This is a genomic window from Vibrio crassostreae (genome assembly GCF_041439375.1).
GTDB classification, from domain to species: Bacteria; Pseudomonadota; Gammaproteobacteria; order Enterobacterales; family Vibrionaceae; genus Vibrio; species Vibrio crassostreae_D.
Map to the genome: position 1 here is coordinate 132,940 of NZ_JBGONY010000003.1, position 19,266 is coordinate 152,205.

General features: G+C 45.0%; 15 protein-coding genes and 2 tRNA genes. 8 read left to right on the forward strand and 9 right to left on the reverse strand.

Annotated elements, in window-relative coordinates; all coding sequences use genetic code 11:
* Positions 1-128: 128 nt before the first annotated feature.
* Positions 129-935 (reverse strand): DUF2989 domain-containing protein, encoded by an 807-nt coding sequence (locus ACED45_RS02755; RefSeq protein WP_123422902.1) that lies wholly within the window; start codon positions 933-935, stop codon positions 129-131.
* A 113-nt stretch (positions 936-1,048) separates the two neighbouring features.
* On the opposite strand from ACED45_RS02755, the gene ACED45_RS02760 reads away from it, so the two are divergent.
* Positions 1,049-1,330 (forward strand): YeaC family protein, encoded by a 282-nt coding sequence (locus ACED45_RS02760; protein ID WP_010437067.1) that lies wholly within the window; start codon positions 1,049-1,051, stop codon positions 1,328-1,330.
* Positions 1,331-1,473: 143 nt separating this feature from the next.
* Here ACED45_RS02760 and ansA read toward each other — a convergent pair whose 3' ends face one another.
* Positions 1,474-2,490, reverse strand: coding sequence for an asparaginase (gene ansA / locus ACED45_RS02765; protein WP_019823767.1), 1,017 nt, complete (start codon positions 2,488-2,490; stop codon positions 1,474-1,476).
* Between the two features lie 118 nt (positions 2,491-2,608).
* A complete protein-coding gene (gene sppA / locus ACED45_RS02770) occupies positions 2,609-4,459 on the reverse strand; it encodes a signal peptide peptidase SppA (RefSeq protein WP_371713273.1) in 1,851 nt (616 codons plus the stop codon).
* 279 nt (positions 4,460-4,738) lie between these two features.
* Between sppA and ACED45_RS02775 the strand changes: the two genes are divergently transcribed.
* The 3 genes from ACED45_RS02775 to ACED45_RS02785 all read left to right on the forward strand — a co-directional run bounded on the left by ACED45_RS02775 (position 4,739) and on the right by ACED45_RS02785 (position 9,613).
* The gene (locus tag ACED45_RS02775; protein ID WP_165886704.1) at positions 4,739-6,748 is read left to right on the forward strand and encodes an NADPH-dependent 2,4-dienoyl-CoA reductase; all 2,010 of its coding nucleotides are present in this window, start codon (positions 4,739-4,741) and stop codon (positions 6,746-6,748) included.
* A gap of 206 nt (positions 6,749-6,954) precedes the next feature.
* The gene (locus ACED45_RS02780; RefSeq protein ID WP_048660801.1) at positions 6,955-7,503 is read left to right on the forward strand and encodes an NAD(P)H nitroreductase; all 549 of its coding nucleotides are present in this window, start codon (positions 6,955-6,957) and stop codon (positions 7,501-7,503) included.
* Between the two features lie 115 nt (positions 7,504-7,618).
* Positions 7,619-9,613 (forward strand): DNA topoisomerase III, encoded by a 1,995-nt coding sequence (locus tag ACED45_RS02785; RefSeq protein WP_371713274.1) that lies wholly within the window; start codon positions 7,619-7,621, stop codon positions 9,611-9,613.
* 18 nt (positions 9,614-9,631) lie between these two features.
* On the opposite strand, the gene ACED45_RS02790 is transcribed toward ACED45_RS02785, so the two are convergent.
* Complete coding sequence (locus ACED45_RS02790) at positions 9,632-10,633, reverse strand: DUF3080 domain-containing protein (protein WP_371713275.1); 1,002 nt, start codon at positions 10,631-10,633, stop codon at positions 9,632-9,634.
* A 7-nt stretch (positions 10,634-10,640) separates the two neighbouring features.
* Positions 10,641-11,327 carry an SDR family oxidoreductase gene (locus ACED45_RS02795; RefSeq protein WP_371713276.1) on the reverse strand — a complete coding sequence of 229 codons (687 nt, stop codon included), beginning with the start codon at positions 11,325-11,327 and terminating at the stop codon, positions 10,641-10,643.
* Between the two features lie 260 nt (positions 11,328-11,587).
* Here ACED45_RS02795 and ACED45_RS02800 point away from each other — a divergent pair, with 260 nt between their 5' ends.
* Entirely contained in the window at positions 11,588-12,508 is a 921-nt protein-coding gene (locus ACED45_RS02800; RefSeq protein ID WP_048660797.1) for a histone deacetylase family protein, read from the forward strand.
* Between the two features lie 65 nt (positions 12,509-12,573).
* On the opposite strand, the gene ACED45_RS02805 is transcribed toward ACED45_RS02800, so the two are convergent.
* The 4 genes from ACED45_RS02805 to ACED45_RS02820 all read right to left on the reverse strand — a co-directional run bounded on the left by ACED45_RS02805 (position 12,574) and on the right by ACED45_RS02820 (position 15,403).
* A tRNA-Ser gene (locus ACED45_RS02805) sits at positions 12,574-12,664 on the reverse strand.
* A 445-nt stretch (positions 12,665-13,109) separates the two neighbouring features.
* Positions 13,110-13,200, reverse strand: a tRNA-Ser gene (locus ACED45_RS02810).
* Positions 13,201-13,338: 138 nt separating this feature from the next.
* The gene (locus tag ACED45_RS02815; protein WP_102433622.1) at positions 13,339-15,147 is read right to left on the reverse strand and encodes a DUF3413 domain-containing protein; all 1,809 of its coding nucleotides are present in this window, start codon (positions 15,145-15,147) and stop codon (positions 13,339-13,341) included.
* A gap of 28 nt (positions 15,148-15,175) precedes the next feature.
* Entirely contained in the window at positions 15,176-15,403 is a 228-nt protein-coding gene (locus ACED45_RS02820) for a YejL family protein (RefSeq protein ID WP_017068253.1), read from the reverse strand.
* Positions 15,404-15,487: 84 nt separating this feature from the next.
* Here ACED45_RS02820 and yejK point away from each other — a divergent pair, with 84 nt between their 5' ends.
* The 3 genes from yejK to ACED45_RS02835 all read left to right on the forward strand — a co-directional run bounded on the left by yejK (position 15,488) and on the right by ACED45_RS02835 (position 19,250).
* The gene (gene yejK / locus ACED45_RS02825; RefSeq protein ID WP_017061190.1) at positions 15,488-16,492 is read left to right on the forward strand and encodes a nucleoid-associated protein YejK; all 1,005 of its coding nucleotides are present in this window, start codon (positions 15,488-15,490) and stop codon (positions 16,490-16,492) included.
* A 105-nt stretch (positions 16,493-16,597) separates the two neighbouring features.
* The gene (locus ACED45_RS02830; protein WP_102433623.1) at positions 16,598-17,995 is read left to right on the forward strand and encodes an Hpt domain-containing protein; all 1,398 of its coding nucleotides are present in this window, start codon (positions 16,598-16,600) and stop codon (positions 17,993-17,995) included.
* Positions 17,996-18,071: 76 nt separating this feature from the next.
* On the forward strand, positions 18,072-19,250 hold the full coding sequence (locus ACED45_RS02835) for a chemotaxis protein (protein WP_371713277.1): 1,179 nt from the start codon (positions 18,072-18,074) through the stop codon (positions 19,248-19,250).
* Positions 19,251-19,266: the final 16 nt, after the last annotated feature.

Here is a 19,266-nt window from a genome sequence, read left to right on the forward strand (position 1 = left end):
GCTGAACGTCCCAAGATTTCAGAATTAACTCTAGTATAAATAAAAACAGCTACCAGAAAGGTAGCTGTTTTTTTTGAAAGCGGGTGAATGAATCGGAAGCTTAGGTTAGAACACACTAAATGGTGCGCTCAGTAACTCGGGACGATTGAAGGGCTGTAAACTCCATCCTCAATAGCTTCGACGATGTTGTCTGCGTCTTTATTTAGCTTCTTATAGGTTGCCTTGTCGAAACGGTACAGCACAGTTAGCTCTGCTTCAGAAGCAATCGGCACGTCAAAGTCTTTGGCAACCATCGCCCAAACGTACGCTTTTTCCATATGGCCAAGGCTATGGTTGATACTTGCCATCGACTTGAAGATTTCAGTGTTGGCTACTGAGCCATTAGAAAGCGTTAGCGCATTATTGAGTAACTTAAGTGTCTTTGCATGATCGCGGGTGGTGTAGAAGGTTGCCAAGGCATATTGCATCTCTGCTGTATTTAATGCTTCTTTTCCTTCTAGCTGTAGGAAACTGCGTCTGGCGTTGGTGTCCCCAGTTTGTGACCACAAGAAGTAAAGCGTTTCTGGTGTATCGGATTTCGATAGCTCGTCAACAATACGCTCAGACTCTTCGATGCTGTGCATTAAAGAAGTAAAGCGGCGCTCTTGCAGTTTAGATTGATCAATAGTCTCAATTTGTGCTGCAAGCTCTAAGCACTTTTTGTAGGCAGTGACTAATTCAAATTCTTTGATCTTGTTGATTTCGGAGGGTTGCTTCTGAACTTCAAATCGATGCCAGATAAGATCGGTACGTGCGACACGACATTGCCCATCGTTCATGTTCAATTGTTCACACTGAAGGCCCGGGTTGCTTTGGCACAGTTGATCGGTATTTTTGTTCCCTTCAAGACACCCAACCAGAGTGAAAGGCAATAGGCTAATCGCCAACCATTTCATAATTTTCATATTCCTTCACTTGTGATCAAATGCACTTATTATCGGTCAGGTTCTTGACTCAATTCTGTTACGGGTTATTTTCTGGTGAAAATTGTTAAAACTAAGGCTTTACCATGGATGCAGAACAACTTCTTAGCGCAATGACCCCCGAGGTCTACGAACGTTTAACCTACGCAGTTGAAACGGGTAAATGGCCAGAAGGTACGGCGCTCTCAAAAGAACAGCGTGACTCGTGTATGCAAGCGGTTATGTTATATCAATCTAAACATAACTCTGAAGCTCAACATATGACAATTGCAGCTGGTGGTGAAATTAGCTTTAAATCTAAGTCTGAACTAAAGAAACAGTTTAAGTCAGATCAAGAAGACATTGTTAGGGTTAACCCGAATCATTAAGCTTAAATTACAACAAAGGGGTGGCAATGTGCCACCCCTTTTAGTTTAACTCGTTTATTTATAAGCAATAAAACGATTTAGTTCACGTTAAGCCGCCGTTGCTATCATCGAATAACTGGGTTTAACATGAATCTGTGAACTGGTTATAAACTCATCTCGCCACGCAACACTTGTTGCATTTGAGCCTTCACTTCTTCGTAGCCTAGGTTTTGGCTTAGTAGATAATGTAACTTCGCCAGTGCCGCCTCCGGTGTCATATCATAACCGCTGACAACGCCAGCTTCTGCCAGTGCACAACCTGTCGCGTAACCCCCCATATTTACTTTACCCGCTAAACACTGAGTAAGGTTCACCACGATAACACCACGCTCTGATGCGTCTTTAAGGTGTTGAAGCAGTTCTGGGTTTTGTGGTGCATTACCAACACCAAAAGTAAGCAGAATCATTGCGTTCACAGGCTGCAATAACGTGTTGCGAATCACTTCGTGTGAGATGCCAGGGTACATTGTGATTACGCCAATAGGTTGCGGAGTAATGTTATGAACCTTGAAAGCGCCTTCAGGTTGTTCGTTTACCTTTACGTTATTGCTAAGTTGGATATTGATACCCGCTTCTAGCAAAGGATTCAGGTTTGGAGAAGTAAACGCATTGAAGCCATCTGCGTGTGATTTTGTGCTGCGGTTACCACGCATCAACTTGTTGTTGAAGAACAGTGTCACTTCGTTGATAGGGTAGTTTGCTGCAATGTGCAATGCATTCAGCAGGTTTGCTTGTCCGTCTGAACGAAGCTCTGCTAGGGGGATCTGAGAGCCCGTAACAATCACAGGTTTGCCGAGGTTTTCAAGCATGAAAGACAGTGCAGAGGCGGTGTATGCCATAGTGTCTGTACCATGCAGGATAACGAAACCATCGTACTTATCGTAGTTCGCGCGAATGTCATCAGCGATGGTCTGCCAATCAAGTGGCGTCATATCTGAAGAGTCCATTAATGGAGAGTATTCGTGAATGGTGTACTCAGGCATCTCTGGGCGATGGAATTCAGGCATGCCAGCTAGCTGCTTATCCATGAAACCTGCGACAGGAACATAGCCGTGGTCAATAGACTTCTGCATGCCAATTGTGCCGCCGGTGTACGCGATATAGATGTGTTTTCTTTCCATGGCGATTAATACTTAGTGTGATATAGGGAACAGGGGGGCGATTATAGCGAATTATCATGCAATAAAAAGAGGCGCCTCACACAGAGGTGCCTCTTGATAATAAAGCGTTGAGCTTATCTTATTGAACTTGGCAGTTTAAGCAGAAAGCGTATCGGCCTTGTGGGTCGTTAAAGTTGCCTAACAGCTGGCTATCTTGAGCTAACTGTTGAGTAACGGGCTGTAAACTGCTTGGAATCATTGACTGAATATCAAGGCCTATCGACATCTGAATTTGGTTCATAAATTCTTGAATAAATTGCTCAGTCGCCGAAAGTGGTTCTTCTACCCAGTAGATGTTGTAAGTTTCAAGCTCTGCAAGTGAAGCCGCCGCTGCAACCGCATCATCGAAATCACCAATCTCATCGACTAAGCCTTTCTGAATCGCATCTTGACCTGTCCAAACTCGACCTTGAGCAATCTTGTCGACCGCATCGACTTCCATGCCGCGATTTTCTCCAACTAGGCTGATGAATCGACGGTATCCGTTTTCAATGCCCATTTGGAACGCGTCTTTCGCGCCATCGCTAAGTCCAGTTGTAATACCAAGACCTGAGAAAGGTGACGTACCAACGCCATCCGTGTAAACACCAATATCATTCAGCCCTTTTTCGAAGGTAGTGATAACACTGAAGATACCAATCGAACCCGTTAGTGTGGTTGGCTGAGCTAGGATCTTATCTGCGCCCATCGAGATCCAGTAACCACCTGAAGCAGCAAGACTCGACATCGACACAACAACTGGCTTACCCGCTTGCTTGATCGCTTCTATTTCATTACGAATAACTTCTGAAGCAAAGGCACTGCCACCTGGGCTATCTACACGAAGTACAACGGCTTTCACTTTATCGTCGTTACGTGCTTGGCGAAGTAGGGCTGCAGTGGTATCTCCGCCAACTGTGCCACGTGGCTGCTTGCCATCCATAATTGCGCCGCTGGCAACAATCACGGCAACGTCGTGTGATTCACTGGTCATGTCGGGAAGCATGGTTGCACGGTATTCGTAGTAACCAAACGCGTTGTAGCTGTCTTGACCGTCACTGCCGAAAACATCTGCAAGCTCTAGTCGAACTTGTTGACGTGTCGCTAACTCATCCACTAAGCCAAGTTTCTCAGCCAGTTTTGCAATGTCACCATCGACAGACTCAAGTTCTTTCAAGAAGGTGCCCATGCTTGGGTTCAATGTTTTAGCGTCGATCTGACGGTTGTTACTGACGTCATCAACGTACGCACCCCATAGTTGGCTTAACCAACGAGAAGCGGACTCTTTCGCTGCATCTGACATGTCGTCACGAATGAATGGCTCGATAGCTGACTTGTAAGTACCCACACGGAACACGTGTGTGTTTACGTCTAGCTTCTCTAATAAGGTTTTGTAGTAAAGCGAATAAGCGCTGTAACCTTTAAGAAGAACCCCGCCATCTGGTGATAGGAAGACTTTAGTTGCGTAGCTTGCTAGGTAGTATTGGCTTTGGTTGTAAAAGTCACCCACCGCATAAATAGGTTTGCCTGCCGCTTTGAACTCATTCAACGCTTTAGCGATGTAGCGCAGCTTGGTTAGGTTGGTTTCTGGCAACTCTTTGAGTGCTAAAACGATACCTGTAACCTTGTCATCGTCTTTTGCGTAGCGAATCGTTTCAACGATATCAAACAGGATGTTCTCTTTTGGAAGGTCTTTGCCAAGCAGCGAACCCGTGACCGAATCCATCGGATTGATATAGCGACTTTGTTCTACAATAGGACCAGACAGGTTAAGCACCAGAGCTGAATCCTGTGGAACCGTCGGTTGAGCCGTATCTGAATGGAAGTACACAAAGTAGATGATGGCGATACTGAGTAAAAAGACTAGGTTAACCAGCGCAAGACGTACAAACGTAATGAGCTTCCAAATCCCTTTAAAGATCATACCTATAAATTTGAATATTTTTTTCATTCTGTCTCCGCAGTGAGATCACGTCGCTTTAACAAGCCGTAGTACCATTAATCTCAATAATATGAACTGCTTAGTATCCTACGATAATTCCCAAGCTCAAACTACACCAAGAATTGTTAATCGATATATATTCTCATTAAGTGTAGTCAAATTAAGGGGTTCTGAACGATTAATACCTTCAGCATTATGATCGGTGTTACAAAAATGTAAACGGTTGTTTGAACTTTTGGTGATTGAACTATACTGTGGTCAGACCACAAGGATAAAATAATAGAAGTGATGTCTGCCATGTACCCACATTTACTTGAACCACTCGATCTTGGATTTACTCAGTTACGTAACCGTGTATTGATGGGATCAATGCACACAGGTTTAGAAGAAAATAAAGAAGGCCTACACAAACTTGCCGCGTTTTATGAAGAGCGAGCAAAAGGAGGCGTTGGTCTTATTGTTACCGGTGGTTTCTCTCCTAATTTACGTGGCAGATTAACCCCATTTAGTGCTGAATTCAGTAAAGTAAAGCACGCCAAAGCGCACCAAGTTGTTACCGAAGCCGTCCACAAGCACGGCGGTAAAATTGCGCTTCAACTATTGCATGCCGGTCGTTATGCGATGCACCCATTCGCGCAAAGTGCTTCTGGCATTAAAGCGCCAATCGCTAAGTTCGCACCCAGTGAGATGAGCCCTCGTCAGATCAAAAAGACCATCGGTGCCTTTGCCAATAGTGCAGAGCTAGCTCAGGTTGCTGGTTATGACGGCATTGAGATCATGGGCTCGGAAGGTTACTTGATTAACCAATTCATTTGTAAGCGTACCAACATGCGTTACGACGAGTGGGGCGGTTCTTACGAGAAGCGTATGCGTTTCCCGCTAGAGATCGTCAAATCGATTCGCGAAGCGGTGGGTAAAGATTTCATTATTATTTTCCGACTGTCGATGCTGGATTTGGTTGAGCAAGGTAGCACCTTTGAAGATGTTGTTCTTTTGGCTCAAAAGCTAGAAGAAGCGGGCGTGACTATCATCAATACTGGTATTGGTTGGCATGAAGCTCGTGTTCCGACTATCGCGACGCAAGTACCACGAGGCGCATTCTCTTGGGTAACCGAGAAAGTGAAACCATACGTGTCGATCCCAGTGGTGACATGTAACCGAATCAACACGCCAGAAGAGGCCGAACGTATCCTCAGTTCAGGGCAGGCCGACATGGTTTCAATGGCGCGCCCATTCTTGGCAGATCCGGACTTTGTTAATAAAGCCGCTCAAGACCAAGCGCAGTTCATCAATACCTGTATCGGCTGTAACCAAGCTTGTCTTGATAACGTGTTTAAGGGTAAGCGAGCGAGCTGTTTGGTGAACCCACGAGCTTGTTACGAGACTGAAATTGTTGTTCAGCCAGCGCAAGCGACTAAGTCCATTGCGGTTGTCGGCGCAGGCCCAGCCGGTTTAGCCTGTGCAACGACTTTAGCGCAGCGTGGACACAAGGTTGACTTGATTGAGAAAAATGACCGTATCGGCGGCCAGTTTAGATTAGCAATGCAGATACCGGGGAAAGAAGAGTTCAGAGAAACGATTCGTTATTTTGCTAACCAAATCGATGCATCCGGCGTGAATCTGAAATTGGATACCGAAGCAACGTTTGAGATGTTGTTGAAGTACGATGAAGTGGTGATGGCTGCTGGCGTAGAGCCAAGAAAGCTCGATATTGAGGGCATTGACCAAGAAAACGTGGTCGATTACCAAACCTTGATTCGCGAAAAGACACCAGTCGGCGAAAAGGTCGCGATTGTTGGTGCTGGTGGTATCGGTGTCGATGTGGCAACCATGCTGACAGAGCCGACTTCACACAGCCTAGACGATTGGCTGCATGAGTGGGGTATCGATAAGAACATGGAACACCCAGGTGGTTTGTATCCTTACCCGGATTCATTCAGCGACAAAACGGTTTGGGTGATGCAGCGTAAAGCGGGGCGCGTTGGTAAAGGGCCGGGCAAAACTACAGGCTGGATTCATAAACGTACGCTAGAAAAGCGCGGCGTGAATCTACTGGGCGGCGTGAGCTACAATAAAATTGATGACCAAGGTCTGCATATCAGTATTGGCAAAAAAGAACAGGTCCTCGATGCCGATTCCGTTATCGTGTGTGCAGGTCAGGTGTCAGTTCGTCCATTTGAAGATATGTGGCAAGAGTTTGGTGGCAAACTGCACGTGATAGGCGGTGCCGATTATGCCGGTGAGCTGGATGCAGTACGTGCTATCCGTCAAGGTGTTGAACTGGCTATTAAGTTATAGAATCAGCCATCAAACTGTAATCTTACCGGTAGATATTGTTACTTAATTTGCTGAGCTAGATTTTGAACAAGGCTCCTAAGTCATAGATTTAGGGGCCTTTATTGTTTTTAATCTAGCCCAAATTGACAGTGGTTGAGATTTATTATCGTTTGTATTCTGTGCTAAAGTTCAACTATACAAACAATAAAAATTAGTAAGGACTTCAAATGGATGCTTTGGATCTATTGCTCAACAGACGCTCAATCGCAAAACTCTCTGATCCAGCACCTGAAGGTGTGGCGTTAGAAAACATCATTAAAGCAGGGCTGCGCGCTCCAGACCACGGTGCACTAACACCTTGGCGCTTTGTTATCGCGCAAGGTTCTGGTCTACAAAAGCTTTCAGACATATTGGTGCGTGCCGCTGAAGCGGATGCAAGCGAAGAAGCGGTTATCGAGAAAGTAAAAAAAGCGCCGTTCCGAGCTCCGATGGTGATCACCGTGATTGCTAAAGTAACCGAGCACGAGAAAGTACCAGCGATTGAACAACACCTTTCTGCAGGTTGTGCTGCACAGGCAATGCAAATGGCTGCAGTCGCACAAGGTTTCCAAGGCTTTTGGCGCTCAGGTAAATGGATGTTCCACCCAGAAGTACACCAAGCATTTGGCCTAGAAGGCGACGACGAAATTGTTGGCTTCCTATACCTTGGTACTCCGGGCTGTACGCCAATGAAAGTGCCAGAGCGTGACTTCTCAAAGTTCGTCGAGTTCTTATAAAGAAAGCTGAAGCTTGAATAGTGGAATGCTAACTGTATAAACAACCAGTTTTTCTTGATTTATTAGGGTCACATTAGATAATGTGGCCCTAATTGTTTGTAGCATCTGGAAAAACATGTCTCGCCTTATTATTGCTGAAAAACCAAGCCTCGGCCGCGCGATCGCCGCTGCACTGCCTAATCCACAGAAGAAAGACCAAGGGTTTATCAAATGTGGCAATGGGGATGTGGTGACTTGGTGTATTGGACACTTATTGGAGCAGGTTGAGCCGGATGCTTATGACGACCGCTACAAGAAATGGAACTTGGCCGATCTTCCTATCGTGCCAGAGCAGTGGCAGCTAAGACCTCGTAAGACATCCAGCAAACAGCTTACGGTGATCCGAAAGCTACTGAAGGACGCAACCCAAATTGTCCATGCGGGAGACCCAGATAGAGAAGGACAGTTGCTGGTGGATGAAGTGATCGATTACTGCAAAGTGTCCAAGGCCAAAAAAGAGTCGATGGACAGGCTATTGATCAGCGACTTGAACTTACCTGCTGTGAAGCGTGCGCTTTCTCAAATGCGCAGTAACCGTGACTTTATTCCACTGTCTATTTCTGCATTGGCACGCTCTAGAGCCGATTGGCTGTATGGCATGAACATGACCCGAGCTTATACCTTGCTTGGTCAAAAGGCTGGCTACCAAGGCGTGTTGTCGGTAGGGCGAGTACAAACACCTGTACTTGGTTTGGTCGTAAGGCGTGATGAAGAGATCGAAAACTTCATCCCTAAAGATTACTTTACTCTGCATGCGCTGATCCCATACCAAAACAACGGCCATAGCTTTGATATTCGTGCGCGTTGGAAACCGAGTGAAGCATGTAAGCCATGGCAAGATGAAGAAGGGCGCGTGCTCAATCGAAAGTTGGTTGAGAACGTTGCTAACCGAATTGCGAACCAACCTGCAACGGTGACAGAATCAGAGCAGAAGCAAAGCAAGCAAGCCGCGCCACTGCCTTACTCGTTGTCAGCCTTGCAAATTGACGCGTCCAAGCGTTTTGGAATGAGTGCTCAACAGGTTCTCGACACATGTCAGTCTTTGTACGAGAAACACAAACTCATCACTTACCCGCGTTCTGATAGTCGTTACCTACCTAAAGATCATTACTCACAAAGAGAGTCGGTAGTGGACGCCATCGCTAACAATGCGAAAGAGCTGCAAAGTGGTGCTCAAGGCGCGGATCTTTCCCTTAAATCCAAAGCATGGAACGACAGCAAGGTTGATGCTCACCACGCGATAATTCCAACGCCTAAGAAATCAGCGGTGAATGGTTTGTCTGCCAACGAGATGAAAATCTATCAGCAAATCGCCCGCCAGTATCTGATGCAGTTCTACCCACCTGCGGTTTTTGCCGATGCTAAGTTAGTTTTCGATATCGCTGGTGGCGTGTTCATCGCAAAAGGGCGTCAGCTTATCAACCCAGGTTGGAAAGTGTTGATGGGCAAAACGGACACCGAAGAGAAAGGTGATGGCACGGATACGGTTCCACCGCTAGATAAAGGAACCGTACTGACCTGTCGTGAAGGCGTGATTGGTGATAAAAAAACTGAGCCACCAAAACACTTTACTGAAGCGACCTTGCTTCAAGCGATGACAGGTATCGCGCGTTTTGTTGCGAACAAAGACCTCAAAGCCATTTTGAAAGAGACCGATGGCCTTGGCACAGAAGCAACCCGTGCAGGCATTCTAGATACCCTTTTCAAAAGACAACTGCTAACGCGTCAAGGTAAGAGTATACATAGTAGCCCTGCGGGTAGAGGCTTGATTCATGCTCTACCGGAGGACTCTACCTTTCCTGACATGACGGCACACTGGGAGCATCAGTTACAAGGTATGGCTGAGCGTAACCAAGCGTACCAACCTTTCATGCAAGCGCTAGAAAGCAAGATTGATGGCTTAATGGGGACAGTGAAAACAGGGGAAGTGCCTGAATCACTCCGCCACCTTCCTAAAGTCGAAAGACCAGCGTTTAAACGTCGTAAAGGTGGTGGTGCTAAGAAGTCTTATGCCAACAAAGGTACGTATGCTAAGAAAGGCTCTTCCGCTAAAAAGGGCACTAAAAGCTAAGACTTATTGAGGTTAGGATTAACGTCCGACTTTACGCCCACAACGTTTAAACAGTTGCTGCCAATAGTCCACATGGCGGCGAGTTGATGCGCGAAAGGCTTGGTGCGTATCTTTGATGGGGAAATAATAGCTGTGAAGTTCTGGCTGAGCATCAAACATAACAAGCTGCGATGCTAACTGCTGATAGTAGCCATCCAGCTGAGCCATGTAAGGCTGAACCTTGCCAATATACTGTTGTTCGAACACATTGTTGAGATAACGAAATTTAGTGGTGTCTCGTTGCTTACCACAGATGATATTGGCATCAAAGGTGGTGAGTTGCTTAGTAATGGTATCCAATTCTGCCGAAGCACGAGCGAGCGAGTAGTACAAATCTCCAAGCGTAGAACTCTTCTCCAGTACTTCTTGCACCTCAATGGTTTTACCCGAAACGAGCGACGTGTTTAACGCTTGATTAATATGTATTAGGGCGTCGCTTGTCTGTCTTACTTGATCGCCAATATCCGCACGCAACCACTGACTCCCCCGCATTTGCGACTGCATGGCATCACTGGCATAGATGAGATTCCATTGATGTAGCGGAAACTGTGCGAGTTTCTGTTGTTCGATCTCTCTCAAGAGTTCTATGATTTCTGGGTCTAGCTCATCACTGGATAAGCACTTGCCCACGCCTTCGAGTAAAGCAACTTGATAATCGTAATTGCGGAATTCGTCAGCGACTTTTCCGAGTACTGAGTTACGCTCAGCAATAAGGTTGAAGAGTCCACACTGGCGAAGCTGATAGCTGTCGATGAGTCCGATAGAGAGCGAAGGTACATCCAGTAACAGCTCTCGCTTTCTTGGTAACGCCTCAAACTCCCAGTTCTCTTTGATCTCATCAGCGTCTTGTACCCTGGCTATTTTAGTTTGATAGTCGTCAAATAAGTCTCCAGGGCCTTCCCCAAAACACCCACCGAGCACCACGGTTAACAGAATCAGAGGTGAACGTTGCAGTAAATTTGCAAGGAGGCGAGGATTCATGGGGAGCCTACCAGTCTATCTCGGTGCCATCGAAATTGAAGAAGTGACCACTTACTTTAGTATTGGCAGATTCGATGACTTTGATAAGGCCTGATGCCGAAGTGTCTGTATCGATTAGAGCATTGGGCCCGCCCATTTCAGTCTGTACCCAGCCTGGGTGTAGCGCTAACACAGTAAAGCCACCATCGGTTAGGTCGTTGCTTAAACTCTTCACAACGGAGTTAAGAGCCGCTTTAGAGGAACGATAGATGTAGCCACCACCAGAGGTGTTCTCTGTCATGCTGCCTACTCGAGAAGACAAGCAAGCTACCTTTTTCACGTCACTGTTTTCTAGAACAGGTAATAGCATTTCGACAAGCTTCAATGGCGCAATCGTATTGACTTCAAAAACACGTCGCCACTCTTCGACATCGGTGTTACCCAGTCCGTAACCTTTTGGCCCATAGTAGCCAGCATTGTTAATTAAGATATCTATCGACGGAATTTGAGAGGGAAGTTGGCTCACCGCTTGGTAATCGGTTATTTCTAACTGAATGCAGGTTAGGTTGCTGTTGTGGTCTGCGAGTGAGAGCAGTTCTTTTACTGAAGAGGCGTCACGGTAAGTTGCGTACACCTTGTGATTACCTTTCAAGTATTGTTGAGTCAAACTTAAGCCAATGCCGCGGTTCGCTCCAGTAATAAAAATAACGCTCATGGTGATTCCTTTTCAGTTCAATTAGTTAAGTTTGATGGCTTAACACGAGAAAATCAACGGTCCACCAACTGGCCATTAGCATTCCTACAAAAATCATTACTGCAGCCATCGAACCGCAGATCACCCCAAGGATGAGTATTACGTTTTTCATTGCCGTCTCTTGTTGAAAGTTTTGTAGTGATAATCATTATCATTAATTAAGGTTGTCGCCAAGGCTGAGACTGTTATGATTTTGAGAAAGATACGCAATTAACTTGATTATGATTCCTTTAATTTACCACCCAATCTACTCGCAACTGCCTTTACCTGAAGGTCACCGTTATCCGATTAACAAATATCAGTTGTTACACAGTGCTGTTGAGGCGCTAATGGATAGCGAACCCTTGTGGAAGAGCAGGTTTGAAGTGTTCCAACCAACGCCCGTTTCGGTTGAGCAAGTAAAACAGGTACACGATAGCGAGTATGTCGATTTGCTTGTTTCTGGAAACCTGCCTGCGGCAAAGATGAGGCGTATCGGCTTTCCGTGGAGTGAGCAACTTATTGAAAGAACGCTCTATTCCAGCGGAGGAACTTGCTTGGCCGCAGAAATGGCGATAGAGAGTGGTTTAGCGATTCATTTGAGTGGTGGCTACCATCACGCGCATCATGACTTTGGTAGTGGCTTTTGTCTGTTGAATGATCTTGTGCTGGCAGCAAAGCACGCGTTGACCTTTGAGCACATAGATAAAGTGTTGATTGTCGATAGTGATGTTCACCATGGCGATGGCACTGCGACGCTTTGCCAAGATAGCGATGAGATTATTACTCTGTCTTTTCACTGTGACAAAAATTTCCCTGCACGAAAGCCATTATCGGATTTAGATGTGCCATTAAGCCGTGAAACTGAAGATGAAGAGTTTCTAAGGTGTTTCGAACAAGTCACTAAGCTGGCGATTGCCCATCATCAACCTGATCTCATCATCTATGATGCGGGTATCGACATCCATCAAGACGATGAACTGGGCTATTTGAATGTGTCTACTCAAGGCATATTTGAACGCGACTGCTTGATGATCGGCTTAGCGAAATCAGACTCCATTCCGATGGCGTGTGTTGTTGGTGGTGGCTATCGAACACAGCATCAAGATCTGGTTCCTATTCACATGCAGTTATTGAAAGCGGCACTAGCCGTGAATAGTTGACCTGTTGAACTAGGTTTTCTCCAGATACAAAAAAGCCGCTGATTTCTCAGCGGCTTTCTTTAATGTGGTGGAGGGATAGGGATTTGAACCCTAGAACCGCTATTAACGGTTGCCGGTTTTCAAGACCGGTGCTTTCGACCACTCAGCCATCCCTCCAATGGCGCGTATAATATAAGGGTGGCTTTCGCTTGTAAATACCCTTATCAACTGACTGCTTTTTTTATGAACGCTTTTTGGTGTTTTTGTTCTGGATGGTTGTTTTTCGCTCGGTTTATTAAGAAGCAGACCAAACCTTATATTCAATAAGCCAAGAATTCTTAACTTTCGTTATACGCGAAGTGTTTCCGTGCCATTAAAAAGAAAGTATCTATTTGGCTTGCAGGTAAAGTTATGAGGGAAGTGGTTTATGCATAAGAACTTTCAGCTAGGGACTCTTAACTAGGAGCTTTTAGCTTAGAACTCTGAGATCGGAATTTAAGAGTAGGTATCAAGTGAATGGGTTTGAAAATGAGAGTGGATAGAGTCTTGTTAGATGAGCTTTATATTTTAAAAAGCTTCAGATGCAAAAAAGCCGCTGATTTCTCAGCGGCTTTCTTTAATGTGGTGGAGGGATAGGGATTTGAACCCTAGAACCGCTATTAACGGTTGCCGGTTTTCAAGACCGGTGCTTTCGACCACTCAGCCATCCCTCCAGTGGCGTGAATAATATAAGGGGCAGAGGATCTTGTAAACCCTTAATTTTCATAATTTTGTGTTGTTGCTTGTTTTCTAATCACTTACGGCAATAAAAAAGGGAAGCGCTTGGCTTCCCTTTTCTGTGTGCTGATTATTTAGTCATTTTTTGTGTAGAAACGCTGTAGCTCGGTTAGGCCTTGCATCAACACAGGTAAGCGAGGGCTTACGTTTTTCAAGCGTTTGTAATTCTGGTCGTACAATTTGTAGTTGCCAAATTTATCTAATACCGTTGTTTGTTGGTCAGTAACAAGAGCAAGTTCACGAGAGTCGCCCGCTAGGATCCACTTTCTCTTACGCTCATTAAACAGGCTGCGACCACTACTGAAGTCCGTTGGGTTCGAAGATACGCCCAATAGCTCTTGCATCAGTGTTACTGATACGTCTAGATGACTAGAACGGTGCGTGTATTCAGAAGCAGACTTACCTGGCCAGCTGATAAACAGCGGTACTTGTAACTGATAACGACTGTAGTTGGAGTTTGCACCCCAGCTGTTGGTTTTGGTTTCGTTAAACTCAGTACCGTGGTTAGAGGTAATGATAACTACTGTGTTGTCGGCGAGCTCTAAGCGTTCCAGTTCAGCGTAGATAGTTGCTAACTGAGCATCGGCCGCTGTTGCTGACTTTTGATAATCTGCAGCAAAACGTTCTGCTGTTGTTAACGTTGAGTCCGACTCTGAACTTGAATCGTAGCTGGCGAAGTTATCCAGTGTAGTCAGTTCAATAAAGTTAAACCAAGGGCGTTTAGCTTGTGGTGATTGAATCCAATCAGACCAAGCTTTGATTGCACTCTGGTCATCATAAGTTGCTTGCTGTGGCATAACATCACGGCCTCGGAAGATAATATCCGAGTAAAGTGTATCGCTAAAGTTGTCGCCGCTGAAAGCAGCAAACTTATAATCGTGATTATCTAATACATCCAACAGTACTGCGCTTGACCCTTGAGCTTCGATGCTGCTTGCGTAGCTGCTCGGCAGGCCGTAGAACAAGCCGAAAATACCAAACATATCGTTACTTGAACTGTAGTGGTTGGTGAAGTTGATCGACTGTTGTGCGTAAGCATAGCTGTTTGGCATCGCTGTCGCATTTAGTGCGTCAGCGCGAAGGTTGTTCACACTCACCATCAGGATATTAAGATCATCACTGCGGCGGTTGTATTGAATTTTTTCTAGCGGATAGCTAACTAGGTTTACGTTCTCTTTGTTCGCTTCTAAACGCTCAAGGTACTCTTCACGATCTAATAGGCCATGTTTTTCCATAAAGCTTTTCGCTGTCATTGGGTAAGACAGTGGGAAGTTCGCTTTCTGGCTAGTAATTGGGTTATAGAAATACGCATCAGCCCACATGTAGGTCAAGTGGCTGCTGATGAAACACAAGAAGAAGACGGCAGTAATCGGACGGCCAATGTGTTTATGAGACAGTTTACGCTGCTTACGCCAAACCCACTCAGACAGACCAAGCTGTAGTAAGAAGATAAATGGCATAACAATGAAGAGGTGCTGCAAATCAGACGTGAATGCAGATTCCTCTCCACTGAATAAAACCTCCCACACGACAGGTGTCAGGTGGAGGTTTATATTTTGATACGTTTGGGTATCAATCAGTAGGACAGTTAAACCTATGGTCGCAAAACAAACCGCAACCAAACGTAATAACTTCCTCGACGGAAGAATAAAAGTGAGCGGGAACAGCACTAATAGATAGAGCGCGAACACTAAAAAGCCAAAATGACCAACCCACGATGCAGCCAAATAAAATTGACCTAGCAAGGTTTCTGGCCAAGCAGATTGAGTAATATAACGAGTACCAATCAACATCGCAGCAATGATGTTGAAAAATGCAAACCAGTGACCCCAACCAACCAGTCGAGATACACGATCGCTATATGAGTTTGCGCTGTCTACCATTTATAATTCTTTTATCCGTCAATCAAATTTAGTGAGACTTTTTATCTTCAAGAGAAGAAATTAAAGCCTCGGCAAATTTTTCAGCAATTCCTTTGCGTTGTGAAGCAGCAACATTCTGATTTAAGACATTGGTTGCGATATTTCCAGCGATCATCAGTGAAAGTTCTGGCGAAGCTTTGTGCTTAGATAGTACAGCACCTACTTCAGCTAGGATTTTTTCAACTTGATCATCTGTGTATTTAGATATAATCGGCATAAGGACTCTAATAATGATAGTAAAAGCGGCTTATGATAACCTACTATGCACGACAACTGAAACCTGAACGGTAATATTTTCACTATGAGCCTTCACCTTTCCAACGTAATTTTACACCAGCTGAGTAAGAACGATCAGGATGAGCTGATTGTTAACTATCGTGCTGAATCTCTAGAAAACGATGCTTCATCTGAAAGCCTAGTTGCTGAACTTCACCGTGTTTTTAATTCAAAAGCAGGCAAAGGGTTTGGTTCTTTCAAATCTGACAGCGAATTCCAGCAGTGGTTGCATCAACTTCGTGCTGGTGAGACAAACTTTTACGATTTTTCTCAAAAGAGTGCGCAACGTCTAAAAGACGAACTATCAAAGTACCCATTCGCTGACGAAGGTATCTTGGTAATGGCCGAATATCAGTCACTTGCAACAGATTACCTTTTCATTGGTTTATTGCCTTCAAACCAAAGCCTAAAGGTAACTGAAGGGCTTGATATTAGTGCGACTGACTACCTTGATATCTCAAAAATGGATATCGCGGCTCGCCTAGACCTTTCTACTTATGAGACTGATAAAGAGTCAAACCGTTACTTAACTTACATTAAAGGACGTGTTGGCCGTAAAGTCGCGGATTTCTTCTTAGATTTCTTACAAGCTGAAGTCGGTTTGGATGCGAAACAACAAAACCAAGTACTGATGCAAGCGGTAGAAGACTTCGTTTCTGACTCTAAATTAGAGAAAGAAGAAGCGATCAGCTACAAAAAGCAGGTTGCGGATTACTGTAACGAGCAGCTTAAAGCCGGTGATGAAGTACAAGTGCGTGAACTTTCTGGAGAATTGCCAGCAAGCACAGATGGTACCAGCTTCTTTGACTATACTAGTGAGCAAGGCTACGAGCTAGAAGACAGCTTCCCAGCCGATCGCGCAACTATGCGTAAACTAACAAAATTTGTTGGTGCTGGTGGCGGTTTGAATGTTAGTTTTGATAGTCTGCTTCTAGGCGAACGTATCTTTTACGATCCGGAGACAGACACGCTTACGATTAAAGGCACTCCACCGAACTTACGTGACCAACTGACTCGGAATAAGTCATAGTCCGAAGTTAACGGATAAAAGCGGCAGCAGGATGTTGTCGCTTATTTTGTGCTCAATCTTTTAGTAAGTGTCATGGCTTCAAGTTAACACGCACAAGGAATATAGATGGAACAATCAGTAGCAAAGCCCAAACGCTTTAAAAAACCAGCGACCTTCTTGGTTGTGCTCTTGGCTCTGTGGCTACTTCCTTCATTGGCTCTTCTTAATCTAAGCCGTTCCTACACCAATTCTCTTGCTCAAATCGAAGAGCTCGGTATTCGAGTCAACGAATTGAGGCAATCGCTCTATTTCTCAGAACCGCTTCGAGTCTCTCGTATCAATGATCTCGCACTCGACGCTCAGTTAGTTTATTCGATCCGACTGCAGATTGAATCTGATTTCCAACACGCCTTGTTTCGTCCTGATGTGAACCAACTGTTGTACGTAGCCGATCAGTTCCTAGAAAAGTTCGATGAGTTCATTCCGATCGAAAGCCAAGTTCAAGACATTGTTGATAACATTAAGATGTTGCGTGCTGATAAAGAGCTTTCCCCTAAGCTAAAGCCACTACTAAATGAATTCGGAGTTGTGGTATTTGAAGCAATGTACTCTGACAATCAAAGTTCGTCAGCGACTTATCGATCCTTTGATTCCATTCTAGAAAAATCTTATTCATTAGAAACCGAAGAACAAGATGCACTCCAACAACTACTGGCTGATGCGTCAGCATTGTTGAGTGATTATGCTCAGCTTAACTATTTGGTCGATAAGATTAAGAAAAACTCAGTGAATGAACAGATCATTAAACTCGAAGCTGAGTTCCACGATCGTCAGTTCAACTTATTGTTGGTGATGCTAGGTCTAAGCTTAGTGGCAATGAGCGGGATAGTGTTGTGGGGCGTTAGATCCAAAAAAACGATTACAGAAGCCGGTCACGAACTCAGTTCTGAGCCTGAAATTGATTCCAGTAAAGAAAAGGCTTCTTCAAGCGACGTGGTTTCCTCAGCCGTGAAACAAGCAGATAATGACGCTTATGTGCCCGAGAACACGTCAACGAACCAGTATTCCGACCCTCAACCTCCGCAGAGTGTTAGCGTCTCAAGGCATGTTCAGCAACACTCTGTTGAGCAAGGCCTTGAACCGACGCCAGTAGAAGAAAAGCACATTGCTAGTGTGACAGATTCAAAGCCTGCAATTGATATCGAAGACATGTTAGAAACACTCGATGGTGATGCTGAATCTGTCGAACTGTTGCTTGGTGTGTTTGTACAAGATCATGCCGGTGACTACGAGAAGTTTAAATCTTTGCTGACCAAAGATGAAACCTCTGCCGCTCGCATTGTACATAGCTTAAAAGGTGTGGCTGGCAGTATCAAAGCGTCTCGGTTGGCGATTATTGCCGCGAGTATTGAAATGACAATGAAGCAGTCCAGAGCCATCAGCGAACACGACTTAGAAGAACTAGAGCAGGCAATAAAAGCCTCTGTGGATTCTGCTCATGAATATTTAGACAGTCAGCGTTAACTTTTACAGGAATTTTGACAATACTCTGACGAAGCGCTCATACAATCCGCGCCCTTAGTCTTTGTCAGAGGTTTATATGTTACGTGTTTCGATTCGAAGTTGGATGGTGTTGGTGCTTAGCATTGTGCTAAGTGGTTGTTCTCTCTTAGAAGTTAAGTTAGATAGTCAAACGACGCCTCTCACTCAACAAGAGTTAAATGCTCGGCTCATGACGCGTGAATACGCCAAGATGTTTTTTACACGAGTAGAAGACTCGGCTGATTTAATCGCGCAATTTTATCCTGCTGATGACACTTTACATCAATCTTATGTGTTGCTTTGGAAGATCCATGCAGAGCAGGGATTACAACAAGCGGCTTACCAAACTTCCCCAATGTCTGCGTTAATTGACTCGTGGGTTTTCACTGCCCAAATGAATCAGTTTTATAGCCAAGGCGATGGCGCGGACCTGTTCGCGACGGATGATGCGGTAGAGACTGCTCGTTTTCTTGACCAAGAAGCAGAGAAACTGGCAAAGGGTGTATTGAGCTCCAGTGATTTCAAAAAAAGCAAAGCGTTCGTTGCTCAGTTTGCCGCTAGCCACCCATTTAAAGACCTCACATTCAGAAGCACGCCTGCTTACCGTGAATGGCTAAGTTACCTTGGTAAAGACGAGTCGCAAATCCTCCAGAGCTTAGGCACCATGCCAGAAGCAATGAGCGATGCATCAGACCGCTTAAGCTTAATGGCTGACCAGACACCGAAACTGATGACGTGGAAAGCCGAGTTGGTTACATTGAATAGCTCGCTAACGGGTGAAGACCTATCGATGACGCTAGAAAGCCTTCGTCAAACATCAGCAAGCATGCAAGACTTTATTGAGAACAACCCAGAATACATGCAAACGCTAGCCTCTATTATGTCGGCAGAAATGCAGCCATTGCTCAATGATCTTAGTGACAAAACAGACCAAAAACTGGCGATGTTGAGCGATGAACGTGTGGCTTTAGAAAAAATGGTGACACGTGAGAGAGAAGCACTTGTAGAGATGATTGCCAAAGAGCGCATCGAGATTGCGGGTATTGTGACTTCAGAGAGAGAACTGTTCACACAAGACCTTGATCGCGTCTCTCAAGAGGTGGTGGTACTTGCGATTGATAAACTGATGGAGTTAATCAAAGGTGTGATTATCTACTTCATCCTGTTTATCTTAGTGGTGTTCTTTGCTCCGTTAGGTATCGGTTACTGGTTGGGTAAACGAACCGCCAACAAATAAGTAAATCAGCAGATCA

What these genes read in the sequence shown, in the direction of transcription:
- ACED45_RS02760 (WP_010437067.1), top strand. Translation starts at nt 1,049, where the DNA reads ATGGATGCAGAACAACTTCTTAGCGCAATGACCCCCGAGGTCTACGAA.
- ACED45_RS02815 (WP_102433622.1), bottom strand. Translation starts at nt 15,147, where the DNA reads ATGGTAGACAGCGCAAACTCATATAGCGATCGTGTATCTCGACTGGTT.
- ACED45_RS02755 (WP_123422902.1), bottom strand. Translation starts at nt 935, where the DNA reads ATGAAATGGTTGGCGATTAGCCTATTGCCTTTCACTCTGGTTGGGTGT.
- ansA (WP_019823767.1), bottom strand. Translation starts at nt 2,490, where the DNA reads ATGGAAAGAAAACACATCTATATCGCGTACACCGGCGGCACAATTGGC.
- ACED45_RS02790 (WP_371713275.1), bottom strand. Translation starts at nt 10,633, where the DNA reads ATGAATCCTCGCCTCCTTGCAAATTTACTGCAACGTTCACCTCTGATT.
- ACED45_RS02780 (WP_048660801.1), top strand. Translation starts at nt 6,955, where the DNA reads ATGGATGCTTTGGATCTATTGCTCAACAGACGCTCAATCGCAAAACTC.
- ACED45_RS02830 (WP_102433623.1), top strand. Translation starts at nt 16,598, where the DNA reads ATGGAACAATCAGTAGCAAAGCCCAAACGCTTTAAAAAACCAGCGACC.
- ACED45_RS02800 (WP_048660797.1), top strand. Translation starts at nt 11,588, where the DNA reads ATGATTCCTTTAATTTACCACCCAATCTACTCGCAACTGCCTTTACCT.
- ACED45_RS02775 (WP_165886704.1), top strand. Translation starts at nt 4,739, where the DNA reads ATGTCTGCCATGTACCCACATTTACTTGAACCACTCGATCTTGGATTT.
- sppA (WP_371713273.1), bottom strand. Translation starts at nt 4,459, where the DNA reads ATGAAAAAAATATTCAAATTTATAGGTATGATCTTTAAAGGGATTTGG.
- ACED45_RS02820 (WP_017068253.1), bottom strand. Translation starts at nt 15,403, where the DNA reads ATGCCGATTATATCTAAATACACAGATGATCAAGTTGAAAAAATCCTA.
- yejK (WP_017061190.1), top strand. Translation starts at nt 15,488, where the DNA reads ATGAGCCTTCACCTTTCCAACGTAATTTTACACCAGCTGAGTAAGAAC.
- ACED45_RS02835 (WP_371713277.1), top strand. Translation starts at nt 18,072, where the DNA reads ATGTTACGTGTTTCGATTCGAAGTTGGATGGTGTTGGTGCTTAGCATT.
- ACED45_RS02785 (WP_371713274.1), top strand. Translation starts at nt 7,619, where the DNA reads ATGTCTCGCCTTATTATTGCTGAAAAACCAAGCCTCGGCCGCGCGATC.
- ACED45_RS02795 (WP_371713276.1), bottom strand. Translation starts at nt 11,327, where the DNA reads ATGAGCGTTATTTTTATTACTGGAGCGAACCGCGGCATTGGCTTAAGT.